The sequence below is a fragment of the Streptomyces sp. NPDC093261 genome, assembly GCF_044753645.1.
Classification (GTDB): domain Bacteria; phylum Actinomycetota; class Actinomycetes; order Streptomycetales; family Streptomycetaceae; genus Streptomyces.
This window is the reverse complement of sequence record NZ_JBIVNO010000001.1, coordinates 1,086,280-1,106,296: the sequence shown is the minus strand read 5'-3', so window position 1 is coordinate 1,106,296 and position 20,017 is coordinate 1,086,280. Positions and strand designations below refer to the sequence as shown.

Sequence of the window (20,017 nt, the reverse complement as noted above, 5' to 3'; positions counted from 1 at the left end):
CGTTTCGCTGAGGCCCCGGCGTCGGCGACGCGGAGACCGGCGGGCTCGCGCACCTCAGCGCCCGGAACTAACCGCGGCGCCGGCGCCCTTGGGGGCCTTCTTCCTCCGTCTCGTCGTAGCTGTCCTCGTCCTCGTCCTCCTCCCGGTCGCCTTCGTCGGATTCCTCGGAGGCGTAGTCGTCCTCGTCCCCCTCTTCCTCGTCCTCGTAGCCCTCCTCGGGCTCCTCGCCCTCTTCTTCCTCTTCTTCCTCGTCCTCGGGGTAGCGCTCCTCGTCCTCGTCCTCGTCCCGCCCCCGCTCCTCGCGCTCCTCCTCCGGTTCCTGCTGCTCTTCTTCCTCGACCTCCTCCGGGCTGCGGACCACTTCGCCCTCGCGGATCTCGCCGCGCCAGGCACCGGTGGCCTCCTGGCGCTCCATGATGAACGCCCGGTAGAGCTTCAGATCCAGCCGGGCGCGGCGGCCCTGGGCCCGCCAGAGGCTCCCGACCCTCTCGAAGGGGCCCTTGGGGAAGTACTGCATGCAGAGCAGCACCTTGGTGAGGTGGTCCCCGAGCGGATGGAAGGTGACGACGCCCTTGGTGGTGCCCTTCGCCCCCTCGGAGTTCCAGGCGATCCGCTGGTCGGGCACCTCTTCGGTGACGATGCCCCGATAGCGGCGGCGGACCTTGGCGATCCTGAACTGCCACCGGGACGAGATCTCGTCGTCCTGTTCGACGTTCTCGACGCCCTTCGTGAACCGGTCGAACTCGGTGAACTGCGTCCACTGGTTGTAGGCCTCGCGCACCGGCACGCCCACGTTGAGGTCCTCGATGATCATCAGGCCCTTGGCCACGCCGCTGGAGCGCTTCTCCCGTCGCCCTCCCGCCGCCTCCTGTGCCTTGCCGAGCAGCGTGTCCTTCGCCTTGGACAGGATCCCGCCGCCGCCGCCGCCACCGCCGCCTTCTTCGCCGCCGCCGAGGAGCCCGCCGCCGAGGAGCTTCTTGCCGCCCTTGAGGACCAGGCCGCTCAGCATGCCGGGACCGAGGTGCGTCTCCGACAGCCGACGTGCCCCCTCGCCCAGCCGCTCGCCCAGGTCCTCGGCCATCGTTTCCAGCCGGGCCTGGAGGTAGTCCTCCAGCTCATGCTTCAGCCGGTCCGTGACGGGATTCTTCTTCACCTGCTCACGAACCGTACTGAGGGTGCCCTCAGCCATCGTCCGGCCTCCTCGATCGTGTGGAGCCGCTCTTCGCGCGGCTCTGGGCGGCCGGCGCCTTCTTCCTGCGCGGCTCGCCCCCCTGGTCCGATCCGTGCCTCTGCGTCTTCTCGCGCCCCGCGGTCCGGCTTCCCTGACTCTTGCGCGCCCCGCCCCGGCGCCTTTCGCCCCGGCCCTCGCCTTCCTCGCGTTCTTCGTCCCTGTCCACGTCCTTCTCTTCGTCCTTCTCTTCCTCCTTCTCTTCGTCCTCGCGCTCCCCCTCGTCCCGGCCCTCGCCCTCCCGGTCCGCCGCGCCCCCGCCGCGCGGCCTCTCCCGCAGCCCGACGGTGCGTTCGTGCAGCGCGTCGGCCAGGTTCTCGGCCTTCGCCGACAGCAGGGTGGTCGCCGCGGTCTTGCTCGCGCCCGCCAGCTCGGTGCGGACCTGCTCGCTGACGTTTCCGAGCAGCGGGGAGTCCTCGAGGAGCTTGCCGAGCTGCCCCGGCTTCACCCGCGACCCGGCCACCATCGCACCGAGGCTGAGGGCCAGCTTGGCCTTCTTGGTCCGGCCCAGCAGATAACCCGCGAGGACGGCCGCGCCCAACTTGGCGTTCTTCATGGTTAGTCTCTCTCCTTGCCCGCGTGTCACGGCCCGGGCGGCACACGCCGAGCGTCACGGTCGACGCTCACAGCCCGCCCTGTCCGCCGCGCTGCAGCTGGTAGGCCCTGATCTCCTCCAAGCGGTGCAGCAGTTCCTCCTCACGCCGCGCGAACTCCTCGTCGTCGATGCGGCCTTCGTTCCTCGCCCGCTCCAGCTGCACGAGTCCCTCCTGCACGGGAGCGGGGTCGTAGAACTCGTCCTCGGCGGTGCGCACGACCTTGTCGAGCACCCAGCCGATGCCCCGCACGGGTGCGAACGGCAGCGACAGGATTCCGGTGACCAGTCCCACTCCGCCTCCTCGTGGCCTGGAGAAACGGTCAGGTGAAGCTGTACGGCGGCAGCGGCCCCCGTACCCGCACCTCGATGCCCTCGCCCAGGCGTTCGGCCAGTTCGCTGCCGATCCGGGTGAACTCCTCGCCGCGCTCGTCCTCCACCAGGAAGGACGCGTTCACGAAGTACTGCTGGGAGGGCGGGGCGACTTTCTCCTCCAGCGCGAGCGGCCGCAGCGCGGCGAGCACCTCGCCGGCGAGCGCGCCCTGACGGCTCTGCACCTCCTCGGCCACGAGCTGGCCGAGCGCCAGCCGGTCCTGGTACGTCCCGCCGCCGCCCTGGGTGGCCTCGTTCAGCGCGCGGGCCTGCTCGGACTCCTCCAGCACGGTGCGCAGCGCCGCATCCTCGTCCTGGAGCCCCTTCACATTGAACTCGGCCCGCCCGGTCAGCTCTTCGAGGCGCTGGGCGTACTCCCCGGCCCGCTCCTCCAGCACGGCGCGCACCGATTCCTCGTCCGGGGCGACGAATCCGAAGCTCAGCGGAAGGATGGTCCCGTCCGCCCACAGCCGTTCCTGGGCCTCGTGGTGAGCCTCCAGGTCCCGTCGCGCGACCGAGAGGTCCTCCGGGGCCTCGCTGACGACCGCGCACAGAGTGTCGCTGCGTACCGCGCGCAACTCGGCGGGGGACGCGCCCACGCCCTTGATGCCGTCCAGGTCCAGGGGATGCGTGTCGTCGGTGATCGCGTACACGTACAGCGCCATCGGTGCGTTCACTCCTCCCGGTCTCTGGAAGAACGGCGGCCCGAGCCGCGTTCGACCCGCTCGTGCTCCTTCTCCCGCTTGTCGTCACCGCGGCCCTGCAACGAGTCCGTGAACGCCTCGACCGCGCCGGTCAGCGCCCCTTTGCTCTTGCCGCGTGCGCCGCCCTCGGTGACTCCCTCGACGATGTCGGTCAGTTGCGCGGGTGCCTTGCGGCCCGACTCGAGATCCAGCCGGTTGCAGGCTTCCGCGAAGCGCAGATAGGTGTCGACGCTGGCCACGACCACGCGGGCGTCGACCTTCAGGATCTCGATGCCCACGAGGGACACCCGTGCGAACACATCGATGACCAGACCCCGGTCGAGGACGAGTTCCAGCACGTCGTACAGGGTGCCCGAGCCCCCGCCGCCCCCGGCGACGGCGCCACCGCCACCTTGCGGTACCACAGTCACGATCTTTCCCCTCGTAGGCCTCTCGCGAAGAGGGAGCCGGCTAGCGGCCCTCTCTGTCGACCTGTGCACGGGTGTAGCGGCGTGCGCGCTCGTACGCCATCAGCTGACCCGCGGGATCAAGAACGACCTTGTAGCTGGCCATCACGCTGCTCGTGTCCGGTATGCGCTCCAGTTCGACGACCTCCACCAGGGCCTCCCAGCCGTCCGGTGTCGGCCTCAGCGAGGAGACGGACTGAGGGGCGCGCCCCAGCAACTCGGAGAGCTGCTGCGCGGCGTTCCGCATGGCCTGGGGAGCGGGCACGCGCCCGGGGGCCGGGGCCTCCGGTTCCTTGGCGGACGTCTCCCGCTCCGGACCGGACGACTCCCGCGACGCGGGGCGTGCCTTCCTGGGCTCGCGGTCGTTCGTGATCATTCACCTTCTCACTCTTCAGTCCATGATTAACCCTATTTGCACCGTATGCCAGTCATATGTCCTTCTTTTCCGGAGCTCTTCGACATGAAAAAAATTTCCTCTCCCGACGTGCAACCCTCTCGGCACTCAGCGTGTCGTACTGGGCGTCAGAACTTCTGGAGGGGGATCTGGGGGGATCGCGGGGGTTCTGATGCGGAGGGGGGAAGCCGAGGGGCCCGGCCTGTTGGACCGGGCCCCTCGAAGTCTGTGCGGCGGGGGTGGGGCGGCAGGGGTCAGAAGAAGACCCCGCAGCGCAGCAGCACGTTCGCGTACGGCCGGGCCTCGCCCGTGCGGACGACCAGACGGGCCCCCGCGGTCATCCGCTTGAGCTCCCCGTGCGGCACCAGTGCCAGCGCGGGAAAGCGCGTGTCCAGCAGCGCCGAGGCCTCCGGGTTGGCGTCCCTGACCTCCCGCGCGGCCGTCGCGCCCTCCACCTCCAGCTCGTCCAGCAGGCCGTCCAGGACCTGAGCGAAGGACGGGATCCCGGCGCGGAACGCCAGGTCGACCACCCGCGGGCCGTCCGGTATCGGCATGCCCGCATCGCACACCAGGACGCCGTCCCCATGGCCCAACCGGGCCAGCTCCCCGGAGAGGTGACGGTTCAGAATTCCGGCCTTCTTCACAGCGCGTCGACCTCCTCGGCGGTGGGGTACGACTCCTGGGCGCCGGGGCGGGTGACCGCCGCCGCACCCACCCGTGCCGCGTACGCCGCCGCGTCCGGCAGCGACGCGCCGGTGCCCAGCCGCCAGGCCAGCGCCGCCGTGAACGCGTCGCCCGCGCCGGTGGTGTCCACCGCCTCCACCTTGACCGAGGGGACCCGGGTCATGGACGCGGCGGTCGCCACCAGCGCGCCCCGCGAACCGAGGGTCACCACGACCGACCGCGGACCCAGTGCCAGCAGCGCGGCGGCCCAGTCCTCCGGCGAGCCGTCCAGGTCCGCGCCCGTGATGACCCGTGCCTCGTGCTCGTTCACGATCAGCGGGTCGCAGGCCGCCAGCACCTCGGCGGGCAGTGGCCGGGGCGGCGACGGGTTCAGCACGAACCGGGTGCCGGACGGCAGCTTCCGTACGACCTCCACGACCGTCTCCAGCGGGATCTCCAGCTGCGCGGAGACCACGCGGGAGGCGGACAGCAGCTTCCCGGCGGCCTGCACGTCCTCGGGTGAGAGCCTGCCGTTGGCTCCCGGGGAGACCACGATGCTGTTCTCCCCGGACGGGTCCACCGTGATGAGCGCGACGCCGGTGGGCGCCCCGCCGACCACAACCCCCTCGGTGTGAACGCCGGCCGCGCGCTGCGACTGAAGCAGCAGCCGGCCGTGCGCGTCGTCGCCGACCCGGGCCAGCAGTGCCGTACGGGCGCCGAGACGGGCGGCGGCGACCGCCTGGTTCGCGCCCTTGCCGCCCGGGTGGACGAGCAGATCCGAACCGAGCACGGTCTCCCCGGCCGCGGGCCGCCGCTCCACCCCGATCACCAGGTCGGCGTTGGCCGAACCGACGACCAGGAGGTCGTAGTCGTACATGAACTGTCTCCCAACGGATCGGATCCCCGTGGATCCACTACAGCGGTGAAGCCGGTGCCACGGCCGCGGGCCGCGCGAGGTGCGCCGGCCCGCCGCCGTGGGGACCGGCTGAGGCGGGGGTCAGCCGGTGAACCCCGCCGCGTCGTCCTTCGTGACCACCTTCACCGGAACCTTGACCGTTTCCTCGACCTTCTTGCCCTGCGCGGCCCGCAGCGCGTTGTCGATCGCGATCCGGCCGAGCTGTGAGGGCTGCTGGGCCACCGACGCGTAGAGCGAGCCCGCCTTGACCGCGGCCAGGCCATCGGGTTCGCCGTCGAAGCCGACGACCTGGACGGACGTGCCGGCCTTGGGGCCGAGCGCCTTGATCGCGCCGAGAGCCATCTCGTCGTTCTCGGCGAAGACGCCCTGGATGTCGGGATGAGCCTGGAGCAGGTTCGTCATGACGTCGAGACCCTTGGTGCGGTCGAAGTCGGCGGGCTGCTTGGCGACGACCTGGATCCCGGGGTAGGCCTTCAGCCCCTCCTCGAAGCCCGCGCCGCGCTCACGGCTCGCGGACGTACCGGCCAGACCCTGGAGGATCACGATCTTGCCCTTGCCTCCCAGCTTCTCGGCCAGCGCCTGGGCGCCCAGCTTGCCGCCCTCGATGTTGTCGGAGGCGACCAGCGCGGCCGTCTTCGCCTTGTTGACGCCGCGGTCGACCCCCACCACGGGGACGCCCGCCTTGTTCGCGGCACGCACCGCCGGGCCCGCGGCGTCCGAGTCGACCGGGTTGACGACGATCGCGCCGAGGCCCGAACTGGTGAAGTTCTGCAACTGGTTGGCCTGCTGCGAGGCGTCGTTCTGCGCGTCCGTGACGGTCAGGTCGATGCCCTGCTTCCTCGCCTCCGCCTGCGCGCCCTTCTTGATCTGCACGAAGAAGGGGTTGTTGAGGGTGGACAGCGACAGGCCGACCTTCGGCGTCGTGGAGGACGAGCCGCCGTGCACGAACGACAGGGCGGCCACCACGGCCACCGCGACCACGGCCGCGAGCGCGTAGGTCAGCGTCTGCCGGCCCTTGCCGGCACCGCCCGGGGTGCCGGCGGCCACCGGGGTCGCCCCGGCCTTGCGCCGCACGGTGTCGAGGAGCACCGCCAGGGCGATCACCACACCGATGACGACCTGCTGCCAGAAGGCGGACACCGACAGAAGGTTGAGGCCGTTGCGCAGCACCGCCAGGATCAGCGCGCCGATCAGCGTGCCGGACGCCTTGCCGGTGCCGCCGGTGAGGGAGGCGCCGCCGATGACGACGGCGGCGATCGCGTCCAGCTCGTAGCCGTTGGCGGCCTGCGGCTGCGCGGAGGACAGACGCGCGGCGAGCACGATGCCCGCGGCGGCGGCGAACAGGCCCGACAGCGCGTAGATCGCGATCTTCTGCTTCTTCACCCGCAGACCCGACAGACGGGCCGCCTCCTCGTTGCCGCCGATCGCGTACATGGAGCGGCCGATGTACGTACGGCCGAGCACGAACGCGGTGATCAGACCCATGACGACCATCACAAGCACCGGCACGGGCAGCCAGCCGCCCAGCGTGTCGCCGAGATGCGAGACCGAGTTCGGGAAGGCGATCGGGGAGCCCTGTGAGATGACCAGCGACAGACCGCGGCCCACCGACAGCATGGCGAGCGTCGCGATGAACGGCGGAAGCTTCCCGTACGAGATCAGGATGCCGTTGACGAGACCGGCTGCGAGGCCGGTCGCGATCGCGAGGACGACCGCTATCACGACGGGGACGCCCGCCGAGGTGGCGCTCCAGGCGAGGACGGTGGCCGACAGCGCGGCGACCGAACCGACCGACAGGTCGATGCCCGCCGAGACGATCACGAAGGTGACGCCGAAGGCGAGGATCGCGGTGACGGCCGCCTGGACACCGATGTTGAGGAGGTTGTCGGTCGTCAGGAAGTCGCCGGACAGCGCCGACATCGCGATGAGGAGGCCGATGAGCGCGGTGAGCGCGCCGTTGTCGAGCAGGAGGCGGCGGACTCCGCCGGTGCCACCGGCGCCCGCCCGGCTCTTGAGCGTGTCAGTGGCCACGGGAGGCCTCCCTTTCGTTCACAGACGTGGTGGGGGTGGAGACGGCGAGCGCCATGACGGAGTCCTGCGTCGCCTCCTCGGCGGAGAGTTCGCCCGCGACCCGGCCCTGAGCCATCACCAGGACCCGGTCGCTCATGCCGAGCACCTCGGGCAGATCGCTGGAGATCATCAGGACCGCGGCGCCCGCGGCCGTGAGTTCGTTGATCAGCTGGTAGATCTCGACCTTGGCGCCGACGTCGATGCCGCGCGTCGGCTCGTCGAGGATGAGCACCCTGGTGTCCGCCAGCAGCCACTTGCCGATGACGACCTTCTGCTGGTTGCCGCCGGAGAGCGTGCGCACCTGCTGGCCGAGTCCGGCCATCCGCACCCGGAGCTGGTCGGCGACCTTGGCCGCGGCGGCGTGCTGCCCCTTGCGGTCGACGATTCCGCCGTGGGTCGCCGCCCGCATGGTCACCAGCCCGAGGTTCTCCTCGACGGACGCGTCCAGGACGAGTCCCTGGCCCTTGCGGTCCTCCGGCACGAGCCCGATCCCGGCCGCCATCGCGGCGTTCACGTCGTGGCGGCGCACCTGCGCGCCGGCGACGTGCACGGCTCCCCTGTCATACGTGTCGGCGCCGAACACGGCCCGGACGACCTCCGTACGACCCGCTCCCACGAGCCCCGCGATGCCGACGACCTCACCGGCCCGCACCTCGAAGGACACATCGTGGAAGACCCCGTCCCGGGTGAGCCCCTCGACGGTGAGCAACGCCGCCCCTGCGCCGGGCCGTTCGCGTGGGTACTGCTGCTCGATCGACCGCCCCACCATGAGGCGCACGAGTTCGTCCTCGGGCGTGGATGCGGGCACCTGCCCGACGCTCCTGCCGTCGCGGATCACGGTGACCCGGTCCCCGAGCGCGGCGATCTCCTCGAGATGGTGGGTGATGAAGACGACGCCGACGCCGTCCTCGCGCAGCGTGCGCACGATGGCGAACAGCTTCTCGACCTCTTCGGAGGTGAGCACGGCCGTCGGCTCGTCCATGATGAGCACGCGCGCGTTCAGGCTGAGGGCCTTGGCGATCTCGACCATCTGGAGCCGGGCGATGCCGAGTTCCCGTACGCGCGCCCCGGGCGACACGTGTACGCCGACCCGTTCGAGGAGTTCGGCCGCGTCCGCCTCCATCCGCTTGCGGTCGATCATGCCGAAACGGCGCGGCTGCCGCCCGAGGAAGATGTTCTCGGCGACGGTCAGATCGGGAACGAGGTTGAACTCCTGGTAGATGGTGGCGATCCCGAGACGCTCGGAGTCCTGCGCTCCATGGATGCGCACCTCCTCGCCGCCGACCAGGATCCGCCCGCCGTCGGGGCGGTAGGCGCCGGAGAGCATCTTGATGAGAGTGCTCTTGCCCGCGCCGTTCTCACCGAGCAGCACATGCACCTCGCCGCGGCGCAGATCGAAGTCGACGCCGTCGAGGGCGACCACGCCGGGGAAGGTCTTGCGTATGCCTTCGATGCGCAGCAACTCGTCCGGGTGGCTCACGACGTGCTCCTTCGCGTGGGAGAGGGCTGTGCGGCGGGGGCCTGCGCAGGGGCCGGCTCCCCGCACGAGCGGCGCACGACGAGACGGGCGGGGAGGGTGACGGACTCGGGGGGCCGCCCCTCGATGCGGTCGACCAGCGCCCGCACGGCGGCGCGTCCCAGCTCCCCCGTGGGCTGGGCGATCGCCGTGATGGGCGGATCGGTGTGCAGGAACCACGGGATGTCGTCGAACGCGGCGAGCGCGATGTCGTCGGGAACCCGCAGCCCGCGCGCCCGTACGGCGTCCAGTGCGCCGAGCGCCATCAGGTTGTCGGCGGCGAACACGACCTCAGGCGGCTCGGCCAGGTCGAGGAACCGTTCGGTGGCCCGGCGCCCGCTCTCGGCCTGGAAGTCGCCCTGGCCTGTGTAGGCGTCCGGGAGGGGGAGCCCGTAGGCGCTCAGGGCCTCGCGGAAGGCTTCGACGCGCTCACTGCCGGTCGTGGTGGCCGCGGGCCCCGCGATGATCGCGAGTCGCCGGTGTCCGAGCGCGTGCAGATGGGCCACCAGGTCGTGCACGGCGGCGCGTCCGTCGGCGCGTACGACGGGGACGTCGACGCCCGCTATCCACCGGTCCACGAAGACCATCGGGGTGCCGGCCTTCGCGGCGTCCAGCATGAGCGGGGAGCCGCCGCAGGTCGGGGAGACGAGCAGCCCGTCGATCCGCCGGTCCAGCAGGGTTCGCACATGGTGGTCCTGGAGCTCGGGCCGCTCGTCGGCGTTGCCGATGATCACGCTGTAGCCCAGGGCGCGGGCCTCCTCCTCGACGGACCGCGCCAGATGCGTGAAGTAGGGGTTCAGCACGTCGCTGATGACCAGGCCGAGGGTGCGGGTCTGGTCGGTGCGCAGGGACCGGGCGACGGCGTTGGGCCGGTAACCCAGCGCCTCGACGGCGGCGAGCACACGGGTGCGGGCGTCGGCGCTGACCGACGGGTGGTCGTTCAGGACGCGGGACACCGTGGCGACGGATACACCCGCCGCCGCGGCCACGTCCTTGATGCTCGACATTGCCGGGACCACCTCCTTGTGAGTCCGGTAAGGCGTTTGAGCCTGTTGCGGCCGTTTTGCGAAGCGATGGAATCGTTTACAGCGACCGGCATGGAGGATTGGAATCGATTACATGGGGGTTAATCAAGGGGCGCGGTTGCCGCGAGACCGGATTGTGACCTGAAGAGTGATCCAGGGTGTGACCTGAGCCGGCCGCCCGGTGAGGGGCGGCCGGCGGGTGAACCGGGGTGTGGGCGCGGCTGTCCCCGCGCGGCTCTCAGGGCCTCCGCACCCCGGTCGCAAGGCGGTTGACGTTCCGTCAGCCGACCTCGTGTGCGGGCGCCGAGACCAGGTGGCCCCTTTTCGGTGGCAGGGAGTCCGCCGGCCCTCCCCGGCTGTCACACCCTGGCGGTAGCGTCGGATCATGACCACGGAGGCGAGTCGGGCGGGGCAGGCGGGCGGCGGGGAGCGGCGCCTGGCCACGCTGGAGGGCGTGCTCGAGCGGATCACCTACGCCAACGAGGAGAACGGATACACGGTCGCCCGCGTCGACACCGGCCGCGGCGCCGGTGATCTGCTCACCGTCGTCGGGGCGCTCCTCGGCGCCCAGGTCGGGGAGTCCCTCAGGATGGAGGGCCGCTGGGGATCACATCCCCAGTACGGACGGCAGTTCACGGTGGAGAACTACACGACCGTCCTGCCGGCCACCGTCCAGGGCATCCGCCGCTATCTCGGCTCCGGCCTGGTCAAGGGCATCGGCCCCGTCTTCGCCGACCGCATCACCCAGCACTTCGGCCTCGACACCCTGCGGATCATCGAGGAGGAGCCCAAGCGGCTCATCGAGGTTCCCGGTCTCGGGCCGAAGCGGACGAGGAGGATCGCCGACGCCTGGGAGGAGCAGAAGGCGATCAAGGAGGTCATGCTCTTCCTCCAGACCGTCCAGGTGTCCACGTCCATCGCCGTGCGGATCTACAAGAAGTACGGCGACGCCTCGATCTCCGTCGTCAGGAACCAGCCCTATCGTCTGGCCGCCGACGTCTGGGGCATCGGCTTCCTCACCGCCGATCGCATCGCCCAGTCCGTCGGCATTCCGCACGACAGCCCCGAGCGCGTCAAGGCCGGCCTCCAGTACGCCCTGTCGCAGTCCGCCGACCAGGGCCACTGCTATCTGCCCGAGGAGCGGCTCATCGCGGACGCGGTCAAGCTGCTCCAGGTCGACACGGGGCTCGTCATCGAGTGCCTGGCCGAGCTGGCGGCGCCCGCGGAGGACGGTTCCGACCCCGGGGTCGTACGGGAGAAGGTGCCCGGCCCCGACGGGCAGGGGCCCGTCACCGCGGTCTATCTGGTCCCCTTCCACCGGGCCGAACTCTCCCTCTCCGCCCAGTTGCTGCGCCTCCTGCGGACCGACGAGGACCGGATGCCCGACTTCCGGGACGTGGCGTGGGACAAGGCGCTCGGCTGGCTCAGGCAGCGCACGGGAGCCGATCTGGCCCCCGAGCAGGAGGAGGCCGTACGGCTGGCGCTGACCCGGAAGGTCGCCGTCCTCACCGGCGGCCCCGGCTGCGGCAAGTCCTTCACCGTGCGGTCCATCGTGGAACTCGCCCGGGCCAAGCGGGCCAAGGTCCTGCTCGCTGCGCCCACCGGACGGGCGGCCAAGCGCCTGTCCGAGCTGACCGGTGCCGAGGCCTCCACGGTCCACCGGCTGCTGGAGCTCAAGCCGGGCGGGGACGCGGCGTACGACAGGGACCGCCCGCTCGACGCCGATCTGGTCGTCGTCGACGAGGCGTCCATGCTCGACCTGCTGCTCGCCAACAAGCTGGTCAAGGCCGTGCCGCCGGGCGCCCATCTGCTCTTCGTCGGCGATGTCGACCAGTTGCCGAGCGTCGGCGCCGGTGAGGTCCTCAGGGACCTCCTCGCAGACGGGGGCCCCCTGCCCGCCGTCCGGCTCACCCGGGTCTTCCGCCAGGCCCAGGAGTCCGGTGTCGTCACCAACGCGCACCGCATCAACGCCGGGCAGCACCCGCTCACCGACGGCCTGAAGGACTTCTTCCTGTTCGTCGAGGACGACACCGAGGAGGCCGGCCGACTCACCGTGGACGTGGCGGCACGGCGGATCCCGGCCCGGTTCGGCCTCGATCCGCGGCGGGATGTGCAGGTGCTCGCCCCGATGCACCGGGGCCCCGCGGGCGCGGGCACCCTCAACGGCCTGCTCCAGCAGGTCATCACCCCGGGCCGCCCCGATCTGCCCGAGAAGCGGTTCGGCGGCCGTGTCTTCCGCGTCGGGGACAAGGTCACCCAAATCCGCAACAATTACGAAAAAGGCAAGAACGGGGTCTTCAACGGCACGGTGGGCGTGGTCACCTCGCTCGATCCCGTCGACCAACGCCTCACGGTGCTGACGGACGAGGACGAGGAGGTCCCGTACGAATTCGACGAACTGGACGAGCTGGCACACGCGTACGCGGTGACCATCCACCGCTCACAGGGCAGCGAGTATCCGGCGGTGGTGGTTCCGGTCACCACCGGAGCCTGGATGATGCTCCAGCGGAACCTGCTCTACACGGCGGTCACCCGCGCCAAGAAGCTGGTCGTCCTCGTCGGTTCACGCAAGGCGATCGGGCAGGCGGTGCGCACGGTGTCGGCGGGCCGGCGGTGCACGGCGCTGGACTTCCGGCTGTCCCCGGGGCCTCTCGACGGCTGATCTCCCAACCCCCTGGCCCGCCCTCGCCAAAAATGATCGATCAAATGAGTCGCGAAGGTCACAGAGCACTTCCGGAACCGGGCGAAGGCGGGCAGGATGAGCAGGTTGACGGCACTCAGTGCCGCCGATGAGCCCAATGGTCGACCCCGAGTGCACTCTCCTGCGCCAAATGGGGGATGGTAGAGACAGTCAGGGCACCTCGAAGATGAGGCACTACGTCGGTGAGGGAAGACGTGAGCGACAACTCTGTAGTACTGCGGTACGACGGCGGCGAGTACACCTACCCGGTGGTCGACAGCACCGTCGGCGACAAGGGCTTCGACATCGGGAAGCTCCGCGCCCAGACCGGTCTGGTCACTCTGGACAGCGGTTACGGCAACACCGCCGCCTATAAATCCGCCATCACCTACCTGGACGGCGAGCAGGGCATCCTGCGGTACCGCGGCTACCCGATCGAGCAGCTGGCAGAGCGCTCCACCTTCCTGGAGGTCGCCTACCTGCTGATCAACGGCGAGCTGCCGACCGTCGACGAGCTCTCCACCTTCAAGAACGACATCACGCAGCACACCCTGCTGCACGAGGATGTCAAGAACTTCTACACGGGCTTCCCGCGCGACGCGCACCCGATGGCGATGCTGTCCTCGGTGGTCTCCGCGCTGTCCACCTTCTACCAGGACAGCCACAACCCCTTCGACGAGAAGCAGCGCAACCTCTCCACCATCCGTCTGCTCGCCAAGCTGCCGACGATCGCCGCCTACGCCTACAAGAAGTCGATCGGCCACCCCTTCGTCTACCCGCGCAACGACCTCGGCTACGTCGAGAACTTCCTCCGTATGACGTTCTCCGTGCCGGCGCAGGAGTACGACCTGGACCCGGTCGTCGTCTCCGCCCTGGACAAGCTGCTGATTCTGCACGCGGACCACGAGCAGAACTGCTCGACCTCGACCGTGCGCCTGGTGGGCTCGTCGCAGGCCAATATGTTCGCCTCGATCTCGGCCGGCATCAACGCGCTGTGGGGCCCGCTGCACGGCGGCGCCAACCAGTCCGTCCTGGAGATGCTCGAGGGCATCCGCGACTCCGGCAACGATGTCGACACCTTCATCCGCAAGGTGAAGAACAAGGAGGACGGCGTCCGCCTGATGGGCTTCGGCCACCGGGTCTACAAGAACTTCGACCCGCGCGCCCGGATCATCAAGGCCGCCGCGCACGATGTGCTCTCCGCCCTCGGCAAGGACGACGAGCTCCTCGACATCGCCCTCAAGCTGGAGGAGCACGCGCTGTCCGACGACTACTTCGTCGAGCGCAAGCTCTACCCGAACGTCGACTTCTACACCGGCCTGATCTACCGCGCGATGGGCTTCCCGACCGAGATGTTCACGGTCCTGTTCGCCCTCGGCCGGCTGCCGGGCTGGATCGCCCAGTGGACCGAAATGATCAAGGAGCCGGGCTCCCGCATCGGCCGCCCGCGCCAGATCTACACGGGTGTGGTGGAGCGCGACTTCACTCCGGTCGAGGAGCGCTGAGCACCGCTCACAGCGGCTTGGCCCGGTGAGTGAGCCGAAGGGGCGCCCAGGCGCCCCGGAGGGGAACGAACCACAGTTGAAAGCGCACCCCACAAAGCAGAAGGCGCCCCGACGACGGTCCCCCCACGGGCCGACGCACGGGGCGCCTTCCCATGTCCCGGTGCGGATTCCCCCCACGGGATCCGGCCGGGCGCCTGCGGGACAGCGCCTGAATCGCTGCGAGCAAAACGAGCAGAGTTCGGCATACCACTGCGATGCGGTCTGCCGGGACCCGTACCGACGGGAGGGCCGCTCAAAGCTCCCCGGTGTACGTGCCCCGGCAACGCAGTTTCCCGGGAACGTCCCCCAAGACTTCCCCGGATGTCAGTCGCGCCCCCCAAGACGCTTCCGACATCGCCAACTTAGACCCACGAACCCTTCCGATGGTTACGTTCACATCACTGTGATCTGTGTCTCTTGCATATGTCCTGAAAATACGCAAGAGGCCCGATACAGCGATCGCGGCACCAGCGTAAGGATGATGCGCGAGCCTTGTGAAGAGCTTATGTGAGGCATGCGTCGGACTCTAGAGGGACTCCCACCCCTGCGTCATGAAAATGCGCGGAGCCGCAGGCTGTTCGTGACCACGAAGACCGACGAGAAGGCCATCGCCGCGCCCGCGATCATGGGGTTGAGCAGCCCCGCGGCGGCCAGCGGCAGCGCCGCCACGTTGTAGCCGAAGGCCCACACCAGGTTCCCCTTGATCGTGCCGAGCGTCCGCCGGGACAGCCGGATCGCGTCCGCGGCCACCCGCAGATCCCCGCGCACCAGCGTCAGGTCGCTCGCCTCGATCGCCGCGTCCGTCCCCGTGCCCATGGCGAGCCCCAGATCGGCGGTGGCGAGCGCGGCCGCGTCGTTGACGCCGTCGCCGACCATGGCGACGGTCCGCCCCTCGTCCTGGAGCCGCCTGACGACATCGACCTTGTCCTGCGGCAGCACTTCGGCGATCACGTCGCCGGCGTCGATGCCGACAGCGCGCGCCACGGCCTCGGCCACCGCCCGGTTGTCCCCGGTCAGCAGGACGGGCCTCAGCCCCAGGGCGCGCAGCTCCCGCACCGCCACGGCGCTGGTCTCCTTGACGGTGTCGGCGACAGTGAGGACACCCAGCGCCACGCCGTCCCGGGCGACCACGACGGCGGTACGTCCTTCCGTCTCGGCCTCGCCCTTCGCGCGGGCCATCGCGTCCGGGAGCGCGTCCCGGAACCGGCCCACCGTGACCTCGTGCCCCTCGATCCGTCCTCGCACCCCGAGCCCGGGCACGTTCTCGAAGTGCTCGGGCACCGGGAGGGCGCCGACGCGCTCCTGGGCGCCCGCCGCGATGGCCTGGGCGATCGGGTGCTCGGAGGCGTGTTCCAGGGCTCCTGCGAGCCGCAGAACCTCCTTCTCGTCGGTGTGCTCGGCGACGTAGACCTCCTGGAGGGTCATCCGGCCGGTGGTGACCGTTCCGGTCTTGTCCAGGACCACGGTGTCGACGCGGCGCGTGGACTCCAGCACCTCGGGGCCCTTGATGAGGATGCCGAGCTGGGCGCCGCGGCCCGTGCCCACCATCAGTGCCGTCGGGGTGGCGAGGCCCAGGGCGCAGGGGCAGGCGATGATCAGCACCGCGACGGCCGCGGTGAAGGCGGCGACCGTGTCGCCGGTGACGAAGAGCCACACCCCGAAGGTGCCGAGCGCGATCAGCAGCACGAGGGGCACGAAGATCCCGGAGACGCGGTCGGCGAGGCGCTGCACCTCGGCCTTGCCGTTCTGCGCCTCCTCGACGAGGCGCGCCATCCGTGCGAGCTGGGTGTCGGCGCCCACCCGGGTCGCCTCCACCACCAGCCGGCCCCCCGCGTTGACGCTCGCGCCGGTCACGGCGTCCCCCACGCTCACGTCGACCGGCACCGACTCTCCGGTCAGCATCGACGCGTCGATCGCGGAGGAGCCCTCCACGACGCTCCCGTCCGTGGCGATCTTCTCCCCGGGCCGTACGACGAACCGGTCGCCGACGGCCAGCCGCGCGACCGGGACGCGTGCCTCCCGCCCGTCCCGCAGCACCGCGACGTCCTTCGCGCCCAGTTCCAGCAGTGTCTTCAGGGCCGCACCCGCGCGCCGCTTGGAACGGGCCTCCAGATAGCGGCCGAGCAGCAGGAACGCGACGACTCCCGCGGCCACTTCCAGATAAATGGTCCCCGCCCCGTCGCCGCGGGAGACGGTGAGATCGAAGCCGTGACGCATGCCCGGCATTCCGGCGTCACCCCAGAACAGCGCCCACAGCGACCAGCCGAAGGCGGCCAGCGTGCCGACCGAGACGAGCGTGTCCATGGTGGCCGCGCCGTGCCGGGCGTTGGTGAACGCCGCCCGGTGGAAGGGCAGTCCGCCCCAGACCACGACAGGCGCGGCGAGGGTGAGCGCGAGCCACTGCCAGTTGTCGAACTGCAGGGCCGGAACCATCGACAGCAGGACCACGGGCAGGGCGAGCACGGCGGAGACGGTCAGCCGCTCGCGCAGCGCCGCCGTGTCGGGGTCCTCCTCGGGGGCCCCGGATCCTTGCGGCTCGGGTTCCTCGGGTTCCTCGGGTTCCTCGGGCCGTGGCGGCGGGGGCGCCTCGGCCGTGTAGCCGGTCTTCACGACGGTGGCGATCAGATCGGCGACCTCGATGCCGTCGGCGTAGGAGATCTTCGCCTTCTCCGTGGCGAAGTTCACCGTGGCGGTGACGCCGTCCAGGCGATTGAGCTTCTTCTCCACCCTGGCCGCGCATGAGGCGCAGGTCATGCCGCCGATGGTCAGCTCGACCTCGGCGTGCGTGGCCCGGTCTATCGGGGCGGGTGCTGCGGTAGCGGTCATGTCCGGACTCCAGAGGGGGAGCCGGGGCGTACGGAGCCGGTATCAGCCGGTCGGCACGCCCCGGTGCGGAGATCGGGGAGGGGGTTCAGGCCTTGCCGACGAGTTCGAAGCCCGCCTCGTCGACCGCGGCGCGCACGGCCTCGTCGTCGAGGGGCGCGGCGGAGACCACCGTGACCTGGCCGGTGGACGCGACGGCCGTGACCGAGCTGACACCGGCGATGCCGGAGATCTCGCCGGAGACGGAACCCTCGCAGTGTCCGCAGCTCATCCCGCTCACCTCGTAGACGGTTGTCACCGAGCCGGCGGTATCGGTCTGGGCGGTCATGTCGTTACTCCTTGGGGAGACGTGTGAGGCCTACGTGCCGCAGATTATACCCCTAGGGGGTATGCCCCCAAGGGGGTTCCTCGCACGGGCGGGGCGGCGGGATGCCGTGGGGGTCATGATCGGACCGCGATCCGCCGCCGGGACGGCAGGCGGCACGGTGGCGGCGCCGGGTGCGCCCGTCCGGCGGAACGCCGGGCTGACGGCCCCGCGACCCGCCTCCCCGGCCCGCGTTCCGTTTCCCGGGCTCGCTCTGCCGTGTCCGCGTCTTGCGCTCCGCTCTCCGGGGCTCGTCTTCCGTCTCCTTGGCTCCCGCTTCGTTCTGACAGGCCGGCCCACTTTCCGCTCTAGGCTTCCGTTCCGTTTTCCCGGCGCTTCCGTTCGCCCAGCCGGCTTGCGTTCCGTCCTCCGGGCCCTCCGTTCGCTTGCCCGGCTTCCGTTCCGTTTTCCCGGGGCTTGTCCCTCATCCCCGTGGGGCGTTCCGCATCCTCGGCTAGCGTTCCGCCGCAGAGGCGCTCCCCGGACCGCCGGGGACCGCGGGACGCGGGCGGAGGGTGCGGTCGTATGCGTGCGGTGGTGTTCGAGCGGTACGGGGAGCCGGCCGAGGTGCGCGAGGTGCCGGATCCGGAGCCTTCGGAGCACGGCGTGGTGGTACGGGTCGAGGCCACGGGCCTGTGCCGCAGCGACTGGCACGGCTGGATGGGGCACGACCCGGACATCGCCCTCCCGCATGTGCCCGGGCACGAACTCGCCGGCGTCGTCGAGGCGGCGGGCCCCCGGGTGACCGGCTGGCGCCCCGGCGACCGGGTCACCGTCCCGTTCATCTGTGCCTGCGGCAGCTGTCCGTCCTGTGCGGCGGGCGACCAGCAGGTGTGCGAGCGCCAGACCCAGCCGGGGTTCACCCACTGGGGATCCTTCGCCCAGTACGTGGCCCTGGAGCATGCGGACGTGAATCTGGTGGCGGTGCCGGAGGAACTGTCGTTCCGGACGGCCGCGGCGCTGGGGTGCCGGTTCGCCACGGCGTTCCGCGCGGTCGTCGGGCAGGGCAGGACGGCGGCGGGGGAGTGGGTCGCCGTGCACGGTTGCGGGGGCGTCGGCCTGTCCGCGGTGATGATCGCGGCGGCCGCGGGGGCGAGGGTCGTGGCCGTCGATGTGTCGCCCCGCGCCCTGGAGCTGGCACGGAGGTTCGGGGCGGCGGAGTGTGTGGACGCGACCGGCACCGAGGACACGGCGGAAGCGGTCCGTGAACTGACGGGCGGCGGCGCCCATGTCTCCCTCGACGCGCTCGGCTCCCCGGCCACCTGCGTGGCATCGGTGAACGGCCTGCGCCGTCGCGGCCGCCACGTCCAGGTCGGCCTGCTGCCGTCGGCCGACGGGACGACGCCGGTCCCCCTGGCCCGGGCCATCGCCCTCGAACTGGAGTTGCTCGGCAGCCACGGCATGGCGGCCCACGCCTATCCGCCCCTGCTGGAGCTGGTCGGTTCGGGCGCCCTGCGCCCCGACCTCCTGGTCACCTCGGCGATCGGGCTGGAGGCGGCCCCGGCGGCCCTCGCCGCCATGGGGACGGCACCGGGCAGCGGAGTGACCGTCATCGAACCATGGGGCTGATCGGGCCCTCCCCAGGGGAGCGGCCCGCCCCCGGCCGGGGACGGGCCGCTCCCGGCACACAGGGGTCAGGGTTCCGCGCGGCCGCGGTTGCCGGGCCGGGCGGCGACCCAGGCCCGGACCGTGTCGGCGTACCAGTAGGGCTTTCCGCTCTCCACATGGTCGGGCGGGGGAAGCAGCCCGTGTTTGCGGTACGACCTCACGGTGTCCGGCTGTACCCGGATGTGCGCGGCGATCTCCTTGTACGACCAGAGACGGCGGTCGGTCATCAGTAGCACCTCCCCGCGCGCGCCGCGGTGGCGACCGGGGGAGGCCGACGGGGGATCCGGGCGCTGCGCTGGCGATCACGAACCTGTGCTCCGTCAACGACGGCAGGTCCGAGGCGGGCAGGGCCTGTGAACGGGGTGTGACAGAACGGCGGTGCGCGCGGGACATGTGTGACACGCCGGAGTCCTTTGTGACACGAACGACGAACTGAGCGCGTGCGGGTCCGTGTTCCGGGACGACGACGGCCCAGGGGCGGCACCCCCTGTGCGGGTGCCGCCCCTGGGCCGTGAACTTCCTCAGGACCGCGCGGGTGCCGGACGCGGGCGCCCGGCATCCGGCGCACTAGTAGCGGGACGCGACGCGGCCCCGCCGGTACAGGACGAGCCCGCCGGCCAGCATCGCGACACTGACGGCCGAGGCCGCGATCACGCCTTCGCTGCCGGTCTTGGCCAGGGCGGGGGCCGGGTGCGCGGCGGTGACGGGCGTGCCGGCCGGGGTGAGGCCCTGCGGCGTGTTCGGCTCGTGGCGCGGCGTCGTCTGCGGCGGCACGTTCACAGGCGTCTGCGGAGTCGTCTGCGAGGGCCCCTGCGGGTTCTGCGGAACGGTCTGCGGTGGCGTCTGCGGGTTCTGCGGGACCGTCTGCGGTGGCGTCTGCGGGTTCTGCGGAACGGTCTGCGGCGGCGTCGGCGGCGTCGGCGGCGTCGGCGGGGTCTGCGGCGGGTTCGGCACACCGGGGCCGCCCGTGTTGCCCGGGCCGCCGTTGTCCGAGGTCTGGCCCGGACCGGGGTGGGCCACGGGGCCGCAGGAGTTGCCGGTCACCTCGTTCAACAGGCCGCCCACGTTGACG

18 protein-coding genes are annotated in these 20,017 nt (G+C 70.9%); 3 read left to right on the top strand and 15 right to left on the bottom strand.

Going from position 1 to position 20,017, the window contains the following annotated elements; all coding sequences use genetic code 11:
* Positions 1-67: 67 nt before the first annotated feature.
* The 11 genes from ACIP94_RS04960 to ACIP94_RS04910 all read right to left on the bottom strand — a co-directional run bounded on the left by ACIP94_RS04960 (position 68) and on the right by ACIP94_RS04910 (position 9,908).
* Positions 68-1,189 (bottom strand): SRPBCC family protein, encoded by a 1,122-nt coding sequence (locus tag ACIP94_RS04960; RefSeq protein ID WP_402419602.1) that lies wholly within the window; start codon positions 1,187-1,189, stop codon positions 68-70.
* Positions 1,182-1,784, bottom strand: a complete 603-nt coding sequence (locus ACIP94_RS04955) for an ABC transporter substrate-binding protein (protein WP_402419599.1) — start codon at positions 1,782-1,784, stop codon at positions 1,182-1,184. The genes ACIP94_RS04960 and ACIP94_RS04955 overlap by 8 nt, the downstream gene beginning before the upstream one ends.
* Before the next feature lie 67 nt (positions 1,785-1,851).
* Positions 1,852-2,115, bottom strand: a complete 264-nt coding sequence (locus ACIP94_RS04950) for a gas vesicle protein GvpG (protein WP_402419596.1) — start codon at positions 2,113-2,115, stop codon at positions 1,852-1,854.
* A gap of 28 nt (positions 2,116-2,143) precedes the next feature.
* Positions 2,144-2,857, bottom strand: a complete 714-nt coding sequence (locus ACIP94_RS04945; RefSeq protein WP_402419593.1) for a GvpL/GvpF family gas vesicle protein — start codon at positions 2,855-2,857, stop codon at positions 2,144-2,146.
* Between the two features lie 8 nt (positions 2,858-2,865).
* Entirely contained in the window at positions 2,866-3,300 is a 435-nt protein-coding gene (locus tag ACIP94_RS04940; RefSeq protein WP_402420386.1) for a gas vesicle structural protein GvpA, read from the bottom strand.
* Positions 3,301-3,346: 46 nt separating this feature from the next.
* Positions 3,347-3,718, bottom strand: a complete 372-nt coding sequence (locus tag ACIP94_RS04935; RefSeq protein WP_402419590.1) for a gas vesicle protein — start codon at positions 3,716-3,718, stop codon at positions 3,347-3,349.
* A 272-nt stretch (positions 3,719-3,990) separates the two neighbouring features.
* Positions 3,991-4,380: a D-ribose pyranase gene (gene rbsD / locus ACIP94_RS04930; protein ID WP_402419588.1), complete on the bottom strand. Its 390-nt coding sequence runs from the start codon at positions 4,378-4,380 to the stop codon at positions 3,991-3,993.
* Entirely contained in the window at positions 4,377-5,276 is a 900-nt protein-coding gene (locus ACIP94_RS04925; RefSeq protein WP_402419585.1) for a ribokinase, read from the bottom strand. Before ACIP94_RS04925 ends, rbsD begins: the two co-directional genes overlap by 4 nt.
* Positions 5,277-5,396: 120 nt before the next feature.
* Complete coding sequence (locus tag ACIP94_RS04920) at positions 5,397-7,346, bottom strand: substrate-binding domain-containing protein (protein ID WP_402419583.1); 1,950 nt, start codon at positions 7,344-7,346, stop codon at positions 5,397-5,399.
* Positions 7,336-8,865 carry a sugar ABC transporter ATP-binding protein gene (locus tag ACIP94_RS04915; protein ID WP_402419580.1) on the bottom strand — a complete coding sequence of 510 codons (1,530 nt, stop codon included), beginning with the start codon at positions 8,863-8,865 and terminating at the stop codon, positions 7,336-7,338. The genes ACIP94_RS04920 and ACIP94_RS04915 overlap by 11 nt, the downstream gene beginning before the upstream one ends.
* Positions 8,862-9,908 (bottom strand): LacI family DNA-binding transcriptional regulator, encoded by a 1,047-nt coding sequence (locus tag ACIP94_RS04910; protein WP_402419577.1) that lies wholly within the window; start codon positions 9,906-9,908, stop codon positions 8,862-8,864. The genes ACIP94_RS04915 and ACIP94_RS04910 overlap by 4 nt, the downstream gene beginning before the upstream one ends.
* Before the next feature lie 403 nt (positions 9,909-10,311).
* Here ACIP94_RS04910 and ACIP94_RS04905 point away from each other — a divergent pair, with 403 nt between their 5' ends.
* Both ACIP94_RS04905 and ACIP94_RS04900 read left to right on the top strand, forming a co-directional pair.
* Positions 10,312-12,588, top strand: coding sequence for an ATP-dependent RecD-like DNA helicase (locus ACIP94_RS04905; protein ID WP_402419574.1), 2,277 nt, complete (start codon positions 10,312-10,314; stop codon positions 12,586-12,588).
* A 233-nt stretch (positions 12,589-12,821) separates the two neighbouring features.
* Positions 12,822-14,111 (top strand): citrate synthase, encoded by a 1,290-nt coding sequence (locus ACIP94_RS04900; protein WP_402419571.1) that lies wholly within the window; start codon positions 12,822-12,824, stop codon positions 14,109-14,111.
* A gap of 588 nt (positions 14,112-14,699) precedes the next feature.
* Here ACIP94_RS04900 and ACIP94_RS04895 read toward each other — a convergent pair.
* Together ACIP94_RS04895 and ACIP94_RS04890 are read right to left on the bottom strand one after the other, a co-directional pair.
* Positions 14,700-16,976 carry a heavy metal translocating P-type ATPase gene (locus tag ACIP94_RS04895; protein ID WP_402419568.1) on the bottom strand — a complete coding sequence of 759 codons (2,277 nt, stop codon included), beginning with the start codon at positions 16,974-16,976 and terminating at the stop codon, positions 14,700-14,702.
* Positions 16,977-17,061: 85 nt separating this feature from the next.
* Positions 17,062-17,301, bottom strand: a complete 240-nt coding sequence (locus ACIP94_RS04890) for a heavy-metal-associated domain-containing protein (RefSeq protein ID WP_402419566.1) — start codon at positions 17,299-17,301, stop codon at positions 17,062-17,064.
* A gap of 561 nt (positions 17,302-17,862) precedes the next feature.
* Here ACIP94_RS04890 and ACIP94_RS04885 point away from each other — a divergent pair.
* Positions 17,863-18,906, top strand: coding sequence for a zinc-dependent alcohol dehydrogenase family protein (locus ACIP94_RS04885; protein ID WP_402419564.1), 1,044 nt, complete (start codon positions 17,863-17,865; stop codon positions 18,904-18,906).
* A 65-nt stretch (positions 18,907-18,971) separates the two neighbouring features.
* Here ACIP94_RS04885 and ACIP94_RS04880 read toward each other — a convergent pair whose 3' ends face one another.
* Both ACIP94_RS04880 and ACIP94_RS04875 read right to left on the bottom strand, forming a co-directional pair.
* The gene (locus tag ACIP94_RS04880; RefSeq protein WP_402419561.1) at positions 18,972-19,172 is read right to left on the bottom strand and encodes a helix-turn-helix transcriptional regulator; all 201 of its coding nucleotides are present in this window, start codon (positions 19,170-19,172) and stop codon (positions 18,972-18,974) included.
* Positions 19,173-19,512: 340 nt separating this feature from the next.
* Positions 19,513-20,017: LPXTG cell wall anchor domain-containing protein (locus tag ACIP94_RS04875; RefSeq protein ID WP_402419558.1), on the bottom strand; the 505-nt coding region annotated here is incomplete at its 5' end.